The sequence below is a fragment of the Okeania sp. SIO2C9 genome, from assembly GCF_010672455.1.
GTDB lineage: Bacteria > Cyanobacteriota > Cyanobacteriia > Cyanobacteriales > Microcoleaceae > Okeania.
This window is the reverse complement of sequence record NZ_JAAHGO010000017.1, coordinates 40551-59118: the sequence shown is the minus strand read 5'-3', so window position 1 is coordinate 59118 and position 18568 is coordinate 40551. Positions and strand designations below refer to the sequence as shown.

Sequence of the window (18568 nt, the reverse complement as noted above, 5' to 3'; positions counted from 1 at the left end):
AAAAATCAGAAGATAAGATGTAGGATAGTTTCGCTATTGACTCTATGAGCATAATTATTTTTGGCAGCATTAACATTGATTTAATTGCAGCTACTCCTCGCTTACCGACTCCAGGAGAAACTGTTAATGGCAATAACTTTTTTACCGCAGGTGGTGGTAAAGGAGCAAATCAAGCTGTTGCTGCTGCTCGTCTTGGCATTCCCACAAAAATAGTGGGGCGGGTAGGAAATGATAGTTTTGGGCAACAACTTTTGGCAAGTTTGCAAACTGCTAATGTTGACACAACAGGAATAGTAGTTGATGAGAATATTCATACGGGGGTGGCAATTATTGCTGTGGATGCTCGTGGGGAAAATAGTATTGTTGTAGTTCCGGGTGCTAACCATAGTATTAATAATACAGATGTGGAACGCCTGAGAAATTTGCTATCGGATGCCACAGCTTTACTTTTACAATTAGAAATTCCCCTAGAATTTGCTATAAGTGCAGCAAAAGTAGCTCAAGAAATGGGAGTGAAGGTTATTCTCGATCCAGCACCAATGCCAGTAAATTTTCCTCATGATTTTTATGGTTTGATTGATATTATTACTCCTAATGAAATTGAAGCAAGTCAACTGGTTGGGTTTTCAGTAAACGATCGAGAAACTGCTACTCTGGCAGCTATTGAATTATGTAAGCGTGGTGTGAAAAATGCTGTGGTGAAAATAGGCGATCGGGGTGTTGTTTGTGCAACTGACAAGGAAACATTTTTTCAACCTGCTTTTGTAGTAGAAGCGATCGATACTGTGGCGGCGGGTGATGCTTTTAATGGTGGTTTAGCAGCGGCATTGGATACAGGTTTGTCATTAAAAGATGCTATTAAATGGGGTGCTGCTGCTGGTGCTTTATGTGTTACGAAATCAGGCGCTCAACCTGCTATGACAGATAGAAAAACATTTGACAATTTTCTTTTAAGAAGGTAGTAGTAGTTCAAAGTAGGTTGGGTAGAACGAAGTGTTAGCGGAGCTTATCTGTTATATCATGTTCGGTAGAACAGTTATAATTAGGCTCGTAGTTGGACTTTAGTCCTAATACTAAGCATTGTAAGGGCTAAAGCCCAACTACAAACAAAAACTTTATTATAAGTAATTATCCGAACATGATATTATACCTCTTAATCCGTATATCCGTGGCATAATCTCTGTGAGCGCCTCAACCCAACCTACAAATACTAATTTTCTCGTAATTCTTTGATTTGATCTAGAGATTTTTGATACAACTCTTGATTTCTTTGTTGTTGGTATAAGTCGGCAGCTTTTTCAAAGTCTGATATAGCTTTTTCAGTATTACTGTTACGTTTGTAAATCACACCCCGGTTGTAGTAAGCAGCAGCATATTTGGGATTGAGTTGAATAGCTTGGTTATACTCAGCGATCGCCTTTTCATATTTTCCCTGCTTACGATAAACATAACCCCTACCAAAGTAAGCAAGAGCATATTTGGGATTGAGTTGAATAGCTTGGTTCAAGTCAGCGAGCGCCAAATCATATTTTCCCTGCTTATAGTAAACAGCACCCCTGCCATTGTAAGCTTCAGCATATTTGGGATTGAGTTGAATAGCTTGGTTATAGTCAGCGAGCGCCAAATCATATTTTCCCTGGTTATAGTAAACAGCAGCCCTGTTGTTGTAAGCATTAGCATATTTGGGATTGAGTTGAATAGCTTGGTTATAGTCAGCGAGCGCCAAATCATATTTTCCCTGCTTATAGTAAACCAAACCCCTGTCACTGTAAGCAGTAGCATATTTGGGACTGAGTTGAATAGCTTGGTTCAAGTCAGCGAGGGCCAAATCATATTTTCCCTGGTTATAGTAAACAGCAGCCCTGTTGTAGTAAGCAGAAGCATATTTGGGATTGAGTTGAATAGCTTGGTTCAAGTCAGCGAGGGCCAAATCATATTTTCCCTGCTTATAGTAAACCAAACCTCTGTGTTTGTAAGCAGTAGCATATTTGGGATTGAGTTGAATAGCTTGGTTCAAGTCAGTGAGTGCTTTTTCATATTTTCCCTGGTTATAGTAAACCAAACCCCTGTTGTTGTAAGCAGTAGCATATTTGGGATTGAGTTGAATAGCTTGGTTCAAGTCAGTGAGTGCTTTTTCATATTTTCCCTGGTTATAGTAAACCAAACCCCTGTTGTTGTAAGCACTAGCAGATTTGGGATTGAGTTGAATAGCTTGGTTATACTCAGCGAGCGCCAAATCATATTTTCCCTGGTTATAGTAAACCCAACCCCTGTTGCTGTAAAGAATAGCAGGTTTGGGATTGAGTTGAATAGCTTGGTTATACTCAGCGAGCGCCAAATCATATTTTCCCTGGTCATCGTATACCAAACCCCTGTTGTTGTAAGCTTCAGCAAATTTGGGATTGAGTTGAATAGCTTGGTTATACTCAGCAAGCGCCAAATCATTTTTTCCCTGCTTACGATAAACATCACCCCTGCCATTGTAAGCAGTAGCATATTTGGGATTGAATTGAATAGCTTGGTTATACTCAGCAAGCGCTTTCTCGTATTCTCCCTGGTTATAGTAAACAGCACCCCTGCCATTGTAAGCAGTAGCATATTTGGGATTGAGTTGAATAGCTTGGTTATACTCAGCAAGCGCTTTCTCGTATTCTCCCTGGTCATCGTATATCAAACCCCTGCCATTGTAAGCATTAGCATATTTGGGATTGAGTTGAATAGCTTGGTTCAACTCAGCAAGCGCTTTCTCGTATTCTCCCTGGTTATAGTAAACAGCACCCCTGCCATTGTAAGCAGTAGCATATTTGGGATTGAGTTGAATAGCTTGGTTATACTCAGCAAGCGCTTTCTCGTATTCTCCCTGGTTATAGTAAACAGCACCCCTGCCATTGTAAGCAGTAGCATATTTGGGATCGAGTTGAATAGCTTGGTTCAAGTCAGCGAGCGCCTTCTCGTATTCTCCTTGCTTATAGTAAACAGCGCCCCTGTTATTGTAAGCTTCAGCATCTTTCGGATTGAGTTGAATCGCCTGGTTATACTCAGCGAGCGCCTTTTCATATTTTCCCTGGTTATGGCGATCGCTCACCCCATTATAGTAATTTTCAGGTTTATTGAAAAAAATGCCTATTCCTGCGCCGATAATTCCGATAATGGTGGCAACTATTCCGATTTTTAACAACTGATTATTTCCTTGGTAAAAAGTTTTGCTGCTTTTTATAGCAGTTAACATTTCTGTTGCAGTCTCGTAGCGATCGCTCAATTTTTTTTCTATCGCTCTACCTAAAATATCGGCAAATTTTGAGCTAATATTCCGTACATTTTTGCGCCAGGGAAGTTTACTATTGGGTATTTTTCCTGTTAAAAGATAAATTGCTGTTATTCCTAAACTATATATATCGCTTGCATGGGTAGGTTTACCTTTTTTTTGTTCGGGAGAAACAAAGCCTGAATTTCCAATACCCAGGACAGTATAAGTCATGTTTGGGTTAACTATGGTGTCAATTTCTTTGACCATACCGAAGTCTATTAATATAGATAATTTTTCTCCATTGAGCATAATATTACTCGGCTTAATATCCCGGTGAATTATTTTATTTTCTTTGAAAAATTCCAGGACTGGCAATATTTTTTTTAGTATATCTTTGACTTCTATTTCTGTTAGTTTCCCTTTGTGTTTAAGTTGGTGTTGGAGGTTACGTCCTGCAATCCATTCTTGAACTAAATAAAATTTATTATTTTCCGAAAAATAGCCATATAAATCTGGAATTTGTGGGTGTTTTCCTAATCTTTTAAAAATTTTTGCTTCTTGTTGAAATCTTTGTTCTAGTTCTTCTTGTAATTGGGGTTTCGAGGTCTTGAGTTGCTTGATGAAACATAGACGATTAAATCTTCTAGTGTCTTTTCCCTGGAATGTGATGCTCACATGAGTCTCATACAATTTCTTAATAATTTGGTATCGTTTGTCTAGAAGTTGGTTTGTGGTCATTGGTATTTTAAGTTGATTAGAAGATAACTTGATTATAGAGCGATACACAGAAACCGAGTTTATCGAGGAAAGTGTGGGAAGTGTTAGGAGATCAAATCTTGTCTGCTTTATAGTTAAGATATAATTCTGGATCAATTCATAAAGCTTTTATCTAAGCCAAAAGTAATCGCTGATAGCTAATATAAAATCCGGTTGAATAGTCGTCATTGTGACGATAGGAAGCAATCTCTTATCTTGAGGAGATTGCTTCCTTCCACTCCGTTCCAGTCGCAATGACTTAGCGATAGTAATTATCCTGATTCTATATAACGGCTGAATGCTTACGTTTTAGCACTACTAACTTCCTATCGAATAGACTTATTAATTGCATCCACCAAAAACAAGCGATCGCTAATAGATAATTCCCTAATAAATTTAACTAATTCCTGCCAAGATAAACTCCCAAACTCTGACTCAACATTTCTATTTCTTTGAGGCAACTTTCCTAACTGCAAGCTCTCTAGCAAATCATTACCAAATAATTAATAGTTAATAATTAATAATTAAATAATTCTGGTTTAAAGCCTCCCCAATTTTTCGGTAAAATTGAATCATTCAATATGGTTGTTTGCTTACTTTTCTTGCACACTGCTCCTTGATGCTTAATCAATAGGACGTAATTGTAGGTTTCTCTTTAACTGCATATATGGAGAAATATCTGTAGGATCGAACATCCAGTAGTCAGATAGAAACTTCCATCCTCTATCTTGTATTAGTTTGCGTTTCTCTTCTTCAGATAGCAGCATAAGTAGAATAAGCTCTCCACAATCTAATTGTTCAAACTGATATCCTGTTCCTAAAAGCATTGGGTTGATATCACTAGCCAAAATGAACGGATCGTCTGGTGGGCCATTGGGGACAAAACTGCAATGTACTGGAACAAAATTACAATACTTTAACTTAAATGAGATTTGTTCTTTACCTGATTCAACTATTTCATTAGGTATAAAATTTCCACGAGAAATTTTTGATAGTTCCTCTAGCAATTTAACAAAACCCTCAAATTGATATGGCGGCCAATCATCACCCCAAAAACTCTCCATATAAAAAGGAGTATAAATGACTCGCTTGGCATCAAGTTCAAGGATCTGATAATCCTTCTCTTCACCGAATAATTTATCCAATAATTTATGTTCTTTGCTTGGAGCTATAGGGGCTTCATAATAAAATTCATCTAGACTTAATTAAGTGGTCAAGTGCTAAACTTGAGTAATATTCTCGCCTTTCTGGGGAGGTTCTTTTGAGGAAGATTATTATTTTGATTAGCTCTTCGTCTGGAAGATTGGAGTAACTTTCAAAGAAACCTAGATCGCAAAAATATCTGGTAGTTTCAAGTAGCCATTCTACTGTGTACATAATCTTGCCCTCTGAATCTTTAATTACGGTTTGTTTGCCTACTTTCCTTGGCCACTGATCGGTAACGCTTACTCAATAGGGCGTAACTCTATAGAATGTAATTGTCGATTTTTCCTTTCCTCTAAAGTTGAAGGAAGCCATGGAGGCATAATAGCAGCCCCCCACCAATTAGGATCGAACATCGAGTAGTCTGGTGAAAACTCCCATCCCCTATCTTGCATGAGCTTCTGTTTCTCATCCTCAGATAACAGCATCAGCAAAATATGGTGATGAATTCGCAATTGTTCAAACTGATATCCTGTTTCTAGAAGTGCTGGGTTGACATCGCAAGCCAAAATGAGCGGATCGTCTGGTGCACCATTTGGAATAAGACGACAATGTATCTTATTTAACTTAAATGAGATTTGTTGTTCGCCTGATTCAACTATTTCACTGGTTATAAACTTTCCACGAGAAATTTTTGATAGTTTCTCCAGCAATTTAACAAAGTCCTCAAATTTATATGGCGGCCACTTTTCAAAATAAAGAAATTCTGCATCAGCACAAATAACTCGTTTGCCATCAAGTTCAATTATCTGCCAATCCTCCGCTTCATCGAATCCATATCTTTGCATTATTGGAACTATAGGGGTTTGACAACTAATTTCTATTAATTGCTCAGGTGTTAAATTTGAGTAGTAATCCAAACCAGGCAGACCGTCGTTGTTTCTATAAGAGTAGAGTTGCCTTTCGAGGAAGGTCATTATTTCAAATAGCTCTTCGTCTGGAAGATTGGAGTAACCTTCAAAAAAACCTAGATCGCAAAAATATCTGGTGGTTTCAAGCACCCATTTTTTTGTGTACATAATCTTGCCCTCTTAATCTTTTTATTAGTCAAGCATAATATGATTAAACCTTAATAAATGAGTGTCATTTACCAATTGATAATTGATAATTAATCCCTAGAGGTTAAAAGCAACTCCAGTGAAGGATAAAAAAGAGGCGTTGCTGAATTGAAGTATGAATGCGCGATTGTTTGGTTCTGGTCACAAGCCCCCTAAATCCCCCAAAATTGGGGGACTTTTAGAGTTTTATTCCCCCCAAAATTGGGGGGCTAGGGGGGCAAAATAAGATTTCCGCATTTGGTTCAATTATCTCAGTTTTAACTAGAGGTAATTATCAATTATCCATTATCAATTATAAATTAATGAATACTCCCTACTCCCTAAAATCAAATTTTAAGAATACCTTCTGGATTTACTGATAGTAATTTTCTCTTTTGTAAACCCTCTCGCTCAAAAATTTCATTTGCTGCCAATAACCCACTACTAACAGCTCTTTCCATTAAACCACAAGGAAATGGCATCTTTACCCAATCTCCAGCAAATATCAAATTATCAACACCACTATTAGTTTCTGGACGTTCTTGATAACTACCTGGAGGATAACCGGAAAAATTTTTCTGATTTACTAATTCCCGATGCAGCATATTAGCATCCTTTAATTCAGGCACAATTTCATACAATTCCTGTTCAAAAGTTGTCAGTAAATTTTCCTGAGTAGGAAATTCTTTTTCTTTGTAACAATAAGCGTGTAACTCTACTACACTACCGCCTGTTTTTTCATGCCATTTAATGAATTGTTCTTGAATACGATGATAGAGAGTAATACTATCAGTTAATTGATAGCCAGATAGAGAAGTAAAATTACTATTTTTCCACTCAAAGTCTCGGTCAAACCAAAAACGACAAACAGCAAATGGATCGGCTATCTTCAGTTTTTTTACCCGGTCTTTTACTTTTTGATTGACATCTCCCTCCATCACATTAAATAAGTTTTTAACTCCTGGAACATCCGTAGCAAATACATAATAATCTGCCTGAATTTCTGTAGGAACAATCTCTGATTTATTTTCTGTTATACCAACTAACTGCACCTGATTTTCTTGACTTTGAGTAATTTTGTAGCGCGATAAATTTCGTTTTGCTGGACCTACTAATACTTTTCCTTTACTATCATAAACTGCTCCATGACAAGGGCAATAAAATTTGTCATCTTCAGCTAACTTTACAGTACAACCTTGATGAGTACAAGTCAGAGAAATAGCCTCATCTGAACCAGGTTTAATAGCAAAAAGGCGATCGCTCGATCCAAAATAATCAACATCCTGTTTATTAATTTCTAAATTACGTTCTACCCAGAAAGGAATTAGACTTTTAGCCTCTCCTAACTGATAACTAATAGAATCAACTTTACCTTGTTTCCAATTAATTTTACTAATACCAATATCCGTAAAAATTTTGCCTCCCCGACTTTTAATTTCTTGAGCAATAGGTTGTACTAAACTTGTACCCATATCTTGCTTCGTACCATGAAAAGCTAAACCTTCTGGATTACCAAAAAAATAGAAGTGAAAAAACTGCATTAACTCTGCAACGCTCAATTTATCTGGAGCATTAAGACTTGATTTTGCAAAAGGTAAAAAATATAAATCATACAATCCTTGAGGAAAATCTTTTTCCACCCATTCAGCTACAGATAAATTGTCAAGTTTTTGGTAAGTATTCTCTACTTGAAAACCACCTATCGCTCGAAAAACTTCCCAATGTTTAGGCTTTGCCAAATTAATTCCCCATCTCAATCTATTAGGAGAAGAAATTGCTAAATCTACAATATTCCATGGAAAAGCAGAACTGCTAGGATGAAATACTTCTGGGTCATATTTCCCTTTCCTAAACACCATGGAATAAAACTCTAAAGACTTAAAATTATCCCTAATATTCAGCTCTGATACTAAACTTTTTAGATTGTAATATTGAGGAAAAAAACCGTGAAAGCCATGTTCCATCATGAATTTTTCTTCCCCAAAATCAACAGACCAACTAGCAATTTTTCCTCCTAGTTGTGGGGATTTTTCTAATAAAATAACCCTAAAACCTCGCTGACTAAGTTCATAAGCACAAGCTAATCCTGCTAATCCACCACCAACTACTACCACGCTTTTAGATTTGTTTAAATATCGTGGTAAATCCAGATTATCTTGTACAAAAACTGTTGGTTGTGGTTTGGAAAATCTAGTATAACCCAGTAGACCAGTGGCAGAAGCAACAGTCAATAATTTGAGTATTGTTCGTCGCGAAACTGATTGTAATGACTTGAGATTATTGAATTGATTCATCAGCAATTAATTGATTACTGTTTGAAATTTTAATTTGGCCGATTAGAGCTTCGATACATTGTAATTTAGTGCATGATTTTTGCCTATTAAAATATAGAATGCTTAAGCTTTTCTCAAGTTTTTGGATGACAAAGGATTGGAGAATATAGTCTAAATAAAGGCAAGCTTTTCCTGCGGAATGCGCTCGCATTTAACTTTTGAATGAATGAAGTAAAAATTCGTTTAACTTATACTACATTTTTCACCCATAAATTGAAGCACAATAAAAACTTGTTTTGAGTTTTTAACCCATACAATTCAAGCTAATGAAGCTGATAGCTCATAACCTAGTTCTGACCATAGGAGGCAAGCTGATGGCTGATACCAAATCTGCTTTAGCTAAACCACAAATAGGTCAAATAAAAGGGTGCATCTCAATTTTGAGATGCACCCTTTGGAGGAGATGTGTATTGAATACGAATTTAAAAATTCATGCTATTCAAATCCTTTCTTTCTCCTGACTCCTGACTCCTCAGCTATACAATAACTAATCATCCGGATTTGATATTATTTCTGTTCTTTACCAGTATTCAATAATGAATAATGAATAATGAATAATGAATAATTACCTCTTCTTTTCAAGGAGAGGATTGACAAATTCATGAAAAATTTTTCTTCACAGGAGTCGATTGGATATGGCTCCTTTGACCTCGCCATCCCATCCTACGGAATGCTCCGCTAACGACCGCTTATTATCCCCTTAAAAGGGGAGGCGCATACCCACAATTTTTCGGTAATTATATATACAAATTTTATCGGTGCAGTTACTAAGTTAGTTGCTGTCCTTAAATCTAGCGAAAGATGGAGTTAATCATTAAAAAAAATTAAATACTTGACTAAGTTTAAATTAAAGCTATAATATTTGAGAAATAAATTTGCTTTATTGCTGATAGATAATAGGAAGAAAAATGGTATAAAATTCTTCTATACTTTATAGTCTCTAAAAATTGTTTATCTAAGTATTAAAGCAGATTTGATATATACTAACTAGGAAAAATAAGTTTTAAGAGCTGTATATAATGACAGATTTAATCATCAATCATGCTCAAAAATTTGGATTTTTTTGTAATCATGATTTATTCGGTTCTTGGCAGATAGTATCCCATCCCAGAACACCTATATGGAAACTACTCCAGCAAAAAGAAGACTGGTTGCTATTCATCTCGGATGAACCTCATCTAATTTTGTTACCAGAAGAAGTTATTGCTTTTTTAAGATGGCGTTGGTCAACCAAGAAAAAATAATGGCGTTGCTGAATTATTGTATGATATTAATCTTAATTACTTAGGAGTCAGGAGTCAGGAGTTAGTAGGGAATAAATAATTAGAAGAAAAAGTGATAGAAGCAGAAAGTTTTTTGGTAGCGGAGCGCGGAACTGAATTCTATCGGTAATTATCTGGACATGATATCATACCTCAAATCACCAACGCCAAAATAATTAATATCTACAAATTATTCATTAATCTCTGTGCAGTGGATAATATCACTTAACTTAATAGCAACTGCCAGAGCAGTTAAAGCATAGAGTGATGATGAATTTTAGAAGGGGAAATATTTTTCCCACTTTTGCTTTGCCTACTATATGAATAATTTAGAACAGCTTAATGAATATATTCCACTATTTTGAACAGGCTTATTTGTTGAGGTTAAAAATGTTTGAAAAGCTTAATTTTTCATTTTTAACTCTCAAAATATTTAGGGTTTTTAGCAAAAATATTATTACTGGGCATAGATTCATAAATATTTGCTATAAATAGCTATAATTTTTCTAGGAGTCACCTAGTCAGAATAAATAGCTTAAATATTATTTATTATATCAAATCCGTTTAATTGAACATAAAAAAAATTCTCCAATTGCCATAACTATGCTCATCTTGTCTTATCTTTCTTCTCCTGACTCCTGACTCCTGATTCCTAGAGACTTAACCATTCTATAACTGTTTAACCGGATTCGATATTACTTGATAATTTCCCTCTTTTATCTCAAAAAATATCTTGCTAAAAATATTTTAATTCCTGTTATTATTAATCACGTTCTTTTTTTCAAAGCTAAAAACTGATAACTGATAACTGATAACTGATAACTGATAACTGAAATGACCCTTTGTATTAGATACCCAATGTCTTCGCAGACTCTTAATCATCAATCCCACAATACAAATTCAACAACTAATACTTTAGTCCCACCATCAACAGATAGTACTTGGCAAATTATGATTGAATCTGCTCCATCAGAATATGCCATATTTCAAGGAGCAAATGAAATTGTTGGTATTTCTGGATGTAGCATTAATCAAGCTAGAGAATTAATGAATAATTTGCCAGGAATATTACCTAAAGCACTTTATAAACATCAAGCTTAAAGATTAGTTATAACTTTGAAAAAAGCTTTTGTGAAAGCTAGATTAATCTCAGTATAAATCCCATTTTGGAACCATTAAAAATCAGAATATAGATATGATAAATTCATCTTTAACTGTAACGAATCTAATCATTTATTTTTAAGTTTTACCGAAAAATTGTGGTTTAAAGCCTCCCCTTTTAAGGGGATAATAAATAAAAATGTTCCTTTCAGTCAATCCTCTTCTTTTCAAGGATAGATAATTTTTAATTATTCATTATTCATTATTCATTATTAATTGTTGAAATCTCGATCATTTTGCTAAATGTTCATCTTGTTGGTAATTTTCATTGTTGAGATGAACACGAAATTGACTTAACAAACTATAGACCAAAGGAGACAAAAGAATTCCCATAGCTATGACAAAAACTAAACCACTAAAGAGTGCATAGAGAGAAGCAAATACTTTCGCGCTAGTAGTTGATAGGGGACTAATTGGTCCCATACCACTAAGAATCATTGAAGCTTCTACTAGAGAATCTATCCAACTCAAACCCGCTGCCCAATGATAACCTATAACGCCCATCATAAGTCCTAGAGAGATAAAAAGTGCAGACAGGCCCATGTAGCTAAGAAACTTCCACAGAAAGAGGAAAATTGACCTTGTTCGCTCTGATGAAGTCCAAGTTTTCGGTTCTTGAATCATATTTAAACCAGAGGAACGGATGAGAAATATGATAATTACTAAAATTAATAGTCCATATACGAGCATATTTCTAAAATCCACTTCACGATTATCTTATATATAGAGCTAAAACAAGAGAAACTACTGTAAGCGTTCCCACCAATTTTGTCATCCTTTTATGGTAGGATTTTCAAGTCCCTAGTTTCGAGCGTGGCATAGTCCAAAGCCTTAATTAGCATGAGACTGACTATAACTAATATCCAGGGTGAGTTGTTGAAAAACCATTAGACATCTCCAAAAAATAGGGAACAGGGAACAGGGAACAGGGAAAAATAATTGATAATTTCTGGATAAGAATTGATTTTATTTTTGATTTGGTAGTGGTGCATTGTAATTTTTTCGGTAACGGTATAGCAAGCATTTCAGCCACCATTCACCATTACTATACAGGACTACCTTTGATTTTTGGAGATGTTTATTATAGGTAGGATAGATTTGTAAATTTGTTGTAAGCATTCCGTAGGAAATGCTTACAAATTATCTAATTTTCCGACTCTGTTTGCAGAGATTTTTTATCAATTTCTCTGAGAAATAGGAAAAGAGGTAAACCAAAAGAAACACCAATAGTTAAAGTTCCTAAGATAGGGAAAATCAAATATTTAATTTTTCTCTGATTACCTTCGTAAAAAATAAAGCCCAACAAAACAATAGCAGAAATTAAAACATCTAACCAAGCAAAAGCACTAATACGAGATGATATTGCTTCTGAAAGTAGAAGATTAAGATTGATACCCTGTTCTAAAATCCAAGGAATAAATTGAGCATATGGCAAGACAAAGCCACATAAACACAACAACCCATAGAAATATTTCATTTAGTTTTTCCTACTGAAAAAATAGTTTACTCTGTATAGCAATTCCCAACAAATGTATGAATAGGAATTTAAAAATTCATGCTATTCAAATCCTTTCTTTCTCCATGACCAAAAAATAAGGTCTCAAGCCTCCCCTTGCCTCTGCCGCAAGCTACTCCCCTTAAAAGGGGATAAAAAGAAAAATTTTCCTTTTAATCAATCCTCTCGTTGAAAAGAAGAGGTAATTATTAATTATTAATTATTAATTATTAATTGTTAAACCATGTCTACCGATCATCGCAAACAAGTCCGCAAAGTTTTAATCATAACTTTACTACTAAATTTATTAGTGATGTTAATCAAAGCTGGAATAGCATTTTGGACAGGTTCTCTGAGTCTATTTGCTGATGCTTTGCACAGTGTCACTGACAGCGCTAATAACATTTTAGGGTTAGTCACAAATCATCTTGCTTCCCCTAAACCAGACCGTCAATATCCATACGGACATCAAAAATTTGATGCTATTGGCGCTCTAGGTATTGCTGCTTTCCTTGGTATTGCTTGTTTTGAAATTCTGAGTGGAGCAATACAACAAATAGTGGGCGGTAGTCAAGAGGTAAATATTTCCCCACCCGCACTATGGATATTATTAATTGTGCTTGGGATTAATATTTTTGTGGCATTTTATGAACGTCGGGTAGGACATAAAATCGGTAGTAGTATTTTAATTGCTGACTCCCACCATACAATGAGCGATATCTGGGTGACAGTAATTGTTATAGCTGGATTAATTGGTATTTGGCAAGGAAATATTTGGAATCTACCTATTTTCCATTGGTTAGATGTGGTTTTAGCTTTTCCCGTCGCTCTTTTAGTATTTCGGAGTGCTTGGGAAGTTTTGAAAGAAAATTTGCCTTGGTTAGTTGATTATATGGCAGTTGCACCAGAAGCTATTCATGCGATCGCGATGGAAGTTCCAGGAGTAGTTAATTGTCACGACATTGCTTCTCGTGGAATTATCGGTCGTCAGGTATTTATTGAAATGCACCTCATTGTTAATTCTAATGATATAGAAACTGCTCATCAAATTACTGAAAAGGTAGAAGCGCTTCTACAAGAAAGGTTTCATCCTGCCAGAATCATGATTCATGTTGAACCCCCTGCTTATCAATCAGAACATATTTCTTATGAATCTGATAGTTAAGCAAGTCTATAATTTTAATTTTAAATTTTCAGCTGTGAGATTTCTGAGTAGGATTCGGATTTTTAATTATAGCACTACGTCTTTTGGCGTTTGACAATTTGAATGAAAAGCAACACAAGTAATATCATGTCCGGTTGAATACTTATAAATAACTATGAAGGAGTCAGGAGTCATATCAAATCCGGTAGCATCGGTGTAATTAGATGGGGAGATGGGGAGATGGGGAGATGGGGAGATGGGGAGATGGGGAGATGGGGAGATGGGGAGATGGGGAGATGGTTGAACATTTTTTACGTGCCGAATTAAATGGATTTGATATCAGGAGGGAAGAAAGAACAACGGCGTTGGTAAATTAGTGTATCAGGACTTACGCAGTACCGCTATATATAGCGTATAACTTCGTCATTATTCTCAATACAATCACTATAATTAGTGCTGTTGCGTAAGTCCTGTGTATGATATTCATCTTAATTCTTTAGGAGTCAGGAGTCAGGAGGGAAGAAAGAAGAATAAAGAGGAGGAAAAGGAGAAAGTTTTTTGGTGGCGTAAAGGTCACGGAGTTCTATCGCGCTCTTATCCGGACATGATATCATACCTCAAATCACCAACGCTAGAATAAGAAAGAAAGAATAAAGAGGAGGAAAAGGAGAAAGTTTTTTGTTTGCAGGCGCACAACTTTCCTAAGGTCATGCTACCGTAAACGTTAACGCGGAGCGCGGAACGGAGTTCTATCACTAATTATCCGGACATGATATAACAATAGTCTTAGAGCTGATTTGTAAACTAAGCTGAAACCTCTTTCTAGACTAGACTTGCTGGAAATTATGCTCATAGGGTCTAGATGTGGCTAAACCCTTGCACTGTAAAGTATTCATTCTCTTAATATTTACTTTATAAATCAGCTCTAAAAAATTGATCGAGTCTGTTAAAATACTGTACGACTATATAAATATTCCTCCTTTGACATCCTCTGCGGCCTAAAGGCACGGAGATTCCTACTGAGCCTAGCTCTTCGGCGGGTTGACGCTTCTTAGACTGCTGCTACTTTGACAGTAGTCTTATGCTTGCCTCCACGTCCGCGCACGAGTTTCCGAGTGCCCCCCGGCAACTAATAATAGTGTAGCATATATTCAATTCACTTGCAAATAAAAAGTCGCCCGCTTATGGGCGAAGCTTTAAACCCAATTTTTCGGTAAACTTCTTCTTACCTTTACACCACCAATGACTAAAAACAATAAACCTAAGAATGATCAAGCATATGCGGAAGTTACCTCTGAGTTCTCAGTTTGGTTAACTCCACTAACTTACTTTTTGTCATGCTGTATATTAGTGCCATTTTATTTCAAAATAGAAATCAGGGGTCAAAAAAATATACCAAAAACAGATGCAATTATTCTTGCACCTACTCACCGTTCTCGCTGGGACCCTCTAATTATTGCTTATGCAGCAGGTTTGTTTGTGACTAACCGTAAACTTCGATATATGGTCTCCGAAGAACAAACACGAGGTTTTCAAGGTTGGTTTATTCGTCGCTTGGGTGGGTTTCCTGTTGATCGCGATAATCCTGGAATTTCTAGTATTCGCCATAGTGTTCAACTCCTAAAAAATCAGGAAATGTTGGTACTATTTCCTGAAGGAAGAATATATCCCGAAAATAACAAAATTTATCCTATTCAATCAGGAGTTTCTCGCATAGCACTACAGGCAATATCTAGCAAAAAGGAACTTAATCTAAAAATTATTCCTGTTAGCATTTTATATGATCGTCCAGCTCCTCCACCCTGGCGGTGTGGCGTTAAGATTAATATAGGTTCTCCTTTAGAAGTCAAAGATTATCTTGGTTATTCTAAAAAGCAAGCTGCTAAGATACTTACTGATAATATAGAACTTTCTATGACACAATTGCACAAAAAACATTAGGTTAGTTCAAGCTATCAAAGTAGCTAAAAATCAAGATAAATTATCGGTTTAAACTAAGTATGAGAAAATCAAAATAATAGTAGTTAAAATTTATCAAATAAGCTGAATTCATTAAACATAATAAAAAAATTATAATGAACAACCTTGATTGAATAGGGCATTCTATCACCTATAACATAATTGGTATATATGTATATTGGTATATATCTATTATTCTTTCCCTCGAATAAAGATAATAATTATAAATACTAAACTTAATTAAATCTTAACTATCTTTTATGACAGTTTTATTGTAGAAGTTAGTTATAGTTATTCGTAGCTAGATGGGCATATTAATATAGTCATGTCATCTCCACTATTAGCAGAAACAAGAATGAATGTTTGAAATTGCTCAACTCAACTTAATCCTAGCAATGGACATTTATTCTGCTTACTAAAAGACAAAAGATGTAGAATTTTGTATAAGGAATCTGAAAATAATGGTATCAACACCAGAAAAAATAGCTTCGATCAGTGCTTTTGGCCAGGCGCGTTCAACAGTGGAAGGAACGCCCCTGAGTTCTGATGAACTCTACAAAATGCAAGCTTTTTGGCGCGCTTCTTGCTATTTAATGGTAGGGATGATTTATCTTAAAAAGAATCCTCTCCTACAGGAACCTCTAAGCCCTGAACACATTAAAAGTCGAATTTTGGGACACTGGGGGTCAAGTTCTGGTCAAGCATTTATATGGATACATCTCAACCGGATTATCAAAAAATTTGACCTCAATATGATTTATATGTCTGGCCCTGGACATGGCGCACCAGGAGTATTAGCTCCAACTTATTTGGAGGACACTTACTCAGAAGTCTATCCTGACAAGGGTCAAAATATACAAGGTCTAGAAAAATTCTTCAAAGAATTCTCTTTCCCCGGTGGTATTGGTAGTCACTGTACACCAGAAACTCCTGGTTCAATCCATGAGGGTGGTGAACTTGGTTATGTACTTTCTCATGCAACAGGTTCAATTCTGGATAATCCAGATTTAATTTCTGTGCCAGTTGTGGGAGATGGTGAGTCAGAAACAGGACCTCTGGCTACATCTTGGCATTCCAATAAATTTATTAATCCCATTACAGATGGTGCTATCTTACCAATTCTGCATCTAAATGGTTATAAGATTAACAATCCTACAATTTTAGCTAGAATCAGCCATGAGGATTTAAAAAATCTATTTTTGGGGTATGGCTATCAGCCCTATTTTGTTGAAGGGTCTGACCCAGATAGTATGCACCAAGCAATGGCAGCTACCTTAGACCATTGTGTTCAAGAAATTAAAGCTATTCAGCAAGAAGCTAGGAGTTCTGGCAATGCCGATCTGCCACGGTGGCCGATGATTATATTCCGGACACCTAAAGGATGGTCAGCTCCTTCAGAAATTGATGGACACAGAGTTGAAGGTTTCTGGCGGGCACACCAAGTACCAATGACTGATGTTGCTAAAAATCCAGAACATCTAAAAATTTTAGAAGAGTGGCTGCGCAGCTACAAACCAGAAGAACTTTTTGATGAAAATGGCAAGTTTAAACCGGAATTAAGAGAAATAGCTCCTTATGGTGCTCGTCGGATGAGCGCTAACCCTCATGCCAATGGTGGTCTTCTCTGCAAACAATTGAATATGCCTAATTTCCAGGAATACGGTATACAGATAGATAAACCTGGAACAATAGAAGCAGAAAATACTCGTCCTTTGGGTGTATTTCTCCGGGATGTCATGGCTAAAAACATGAATAATTTCCGGGTATTCGGACCTGATGAAAATACTTCTAATAAGCTGAATGCCATTTATGAAGTTAGTAAGAAAACTTGGATGGCAGAGTTTCTACCGGAAGACTTGGATGGTGGAGAGCTTGCACGAGATGGTCGCGTGATGGAAATGTTAAGCGAACATACTCTCGAAGGTTGGATGGAAGGATACATATTGACGGGAAGACACGGCTTTTTCTCCACTTATGAGGCATTTGCTCATGTAATTGATTCGATGGTGGGTCAGCACACAAAGTGGATTGAAAAGTGCAATGAACTCAGTTGGCGTGAAAAAATTCCTTCTCTCAATTTGTTGATTACTTCTACAGTTTGGCGACAAGACCACAACGGTTTTACTCACCAAGATCCTGGTTTCCTAGATGTAGTTTCTAACAAGACTCCAGAGGTGACTCGGATTTATCTACCACCTGATGTTAACTGTTTGTTATCAGTTGCTGACCACTGTTTGCGGAGCAAAAACTATGTAAATGTGATTGTTTCTGACAAACAGAAGCACTTACAGTACATGGATATGGATGCTGCTATTAAGCATTGTACCAAGGGTATAGGCATTTGGGATTGGGCAAGTAATGACCAGGGAATAGAGCCTGATGTTGTGTTGGCAACTGCTGGTGATATTCCGACTAAGGAAGCTTTGGCTGCTATTGTTCTTTTACGGGAGGCTTTCCCTGACTTGAAAATTCGCTTTATTAATGTAGTCGATCTGTTTAAGTTACAACCAGACACAGAGCATCCTCATGGATTGAGCGATCGCGACTTTGATACTTTGTTTACTCTGAATAAACCAATTATCTTTAACTTCCACGGTTATCCTTGGTTGATTCATCGTTATACTTACCGTCGCACTAATCACAAGAATCTCCATGTCCGAGGTTATAAGGAAAAGGGTAATATTAATACACCTTTAGAATTAGCTATTCGGAACAATATTGACCGCTTCAGTATTGCGATGGATGTAATTGACCGAGTAGATAGACTAAAAGTTGCAGGTGCTCATGCAAAAGAACATTTCCGCAATGAGCAAATTTCTTGTCAAAACTATGCGTATGAGTATGGTGCTGACCGACCTGATGTTGTTAATTGGAAATGGCCTTACTAGCTGAAGTCAGAAGTGAGAAGTCAATCCGCCCCTTTTTCTCCTAAGTAGATGACAATGTAGGGACGTTTCATGCAACGTCCCTA

The 18568-nt window shown here is 36.3% G+C and carries 14 protein-coding genes; 7 read left to right on the top strand and 7 right to left on the bottom strand.

Annotated features, from left to right (window positions below; genetic code table 11):
• Positions 1–44: 44 nt before the first annotated feature.
• The gene (rbsK, locus tag F6K23_RS16055; RefSeq protein ID WP_293157268.1) at positions 45–962 is read left to right on the top strand and encodes a ribokinase; all 918 of its coding nucleotides are present in this window, start codon (positions 45–47) and stop codon (positions 960–962) included.
• A gap of 248 nt (positions 963–1210) precedes the next feature.
• On the opposite strand, the gene F6K23_RS16050 is transcribed toward rbsK, so the two are convergent.
• The 5 genes from F6K23_RS16050 to F6K23_RS16030 all read right to left on the bottom strand — a co-directional run bounded on the left by F6K23_RS16050 (position 1211) and on the right by F6K23_RS16030 (position 8537).
• A complete protein-coding gene (locus F6K23_RS16050; RefSeq protein WP_293157265.1) occupies positions 1211–3985 on the bottom strand; it encodes a serine/threonine-protein kinase in 2775 nt (924 codons plus the stop codon).
• A 344-nt stretch (positions 3986–4329) separates the two neighbouring features.
• Positions 4330–4464: a hypothetical protein gene (locus F6K23_RS16045; RefSeq protein ID WP_293157262.1), complete on the bottom strand. Its 135-nt coding sequence runs from the start codon at positions 4462–4464 to the stop codon at positions 4330–4332.
• A gap of 162 nt (positions 4465–4626) precedes the next feature.
• Entirely contained in the window at positions 4627–5148 is a 522-nt protein-coding gene (locus tag F6K23_RS16040; protein ID WP_293157258.1) for a hypothetical protein, read from the bottom strand.
• Positions 5149–5448: 300 nt separating this feature from the next.
• A complete protein-coding gene (locus F6K23_RS16035; RefSeq protein WP_293157256.1) occupies positions 5449–6225 on the bottom strand; it encodes a hypothetical protein in 777 nt (258 codons plus the stop codon).
• A 365-nt stretch (positions 6226–6590) separates the two neighbouring features.
• Positions 6591–8537, bottom strand: coding sequence for an FAD-dependent oxidoreductase (locus F6K23_RS16030; protein ID WP_293157253.1), 1947 nt, complete (start codon positions 8535–8537; stop codon positions 6591–6593).
• 1058 nt (positions 8538–9595) lie between these two features.
• Between F6K23_RS16030 and F6K23_RS16025 the strand changes: the two genes are divergently transcribed.
• Complete coding sequence (locus F6K23_RS16025) at positions 9596–9820, top strand: hypothetical protein (RefSeq protein WP_293157250.1); 225 nt, start codon at positions 9596–9598, stop codon at positions 9818–9820.
• Between the two features lie 876 nt (positions 9821–10696).
• Positions 10697–10939, top strand: coding sequence for a hypothetical protein (locus F6K23_RS16020; RefSeq protein WP_293157247.1), 243 nt, complete (start codon positions 10697–10699; stop codon positions 10937–10939).
• Between the two features lie 291 nt (positions 10940–11230).
• On the opposite strand, the gene F6K23_RS16015 is transcribed toward F6K23_RS16020, so the two are convergent.
• Positions 11231–11506 (bottom strand): hypothetical protein, encoded by a 276-nt coding sequence (locus tag F6K23_RS16015; RefSeq protein WP_293157244.1) that lies wholly within the window; start codon positions 11504–11506, stop codon positions 11231–11233.
• A 637-nt stretch (positions 11507–12143) separates the two neighbouring features.
• Positions 12144–12476, bottom strand: a complete 333-nt coding sequence (locus F6K23_RS16010; protein WP_293157241.1) for a DUF2834 domain-containing protein — start codon at positions 12474–12476, stop codon at positions 12144–12146.
• A 262-nt stretch (positions 12477–12738) separates the two neighbouring features.
• Between F6K23_RS16010 and F6K23_RS16005 the strand changes: the two genes are divergently transcribed.
• The 4 genes from F6K23_RS16005 (at position 12739) to F6K23_RS15990 (ending at position 18485) form a co-directional block, all read left to right on the top strand.
• Complete coding sequence (locus tag F6K23_RS16005; protein ID WP_293157238.1) at positions 12739–13659, top strand: cation diffusion facilitator family transporter; 921 nt, start codon at positions 12739–12741, stop codon at positions 13657–13659.
• A 203-nt stretch (positions 13660–13862) separates the two neighbouring features.
• Positions 13863–14015 carry a hypothetical protein gene (locus F6K23_RS16000; protein WP_293157235.1) on the top strand — a complete coding sequence of 51 codons (153 nt, stop codon included), beginning with the start codon at positions 13863–13865 and terminating at the stop codon, positions 14013–14015.
• A 973-nt stretch (positions 14016–14988) separates the two neighbouring features.
• The gene (locus tag F6K23_RS15995) at positions 14989–15579 is read left to right on the top strand and encodes a lysophospholipid acyltransferase family protein (RefSeq protein ID WP_367267719.1); all 591 of its coding nucleotides are present in this window, start codon (positions 14989–14991) and stop codon (positions 15577–15579) included.
• A gap of 479 nt (positions 15580–16058) precedes the next feature.
• Positions 16059–18485: a phosphoketolase gene (locus F6K23_RS15990; RefSeq protein WP_293157229.1), complete on the top strand. Its 2427-nt coding sequence runs from the start codon at positions 16059–16061 to the stop codon at positions 18483–18485.
• Positions 18486–18568 lie beyond the last annotated feature (83 nt).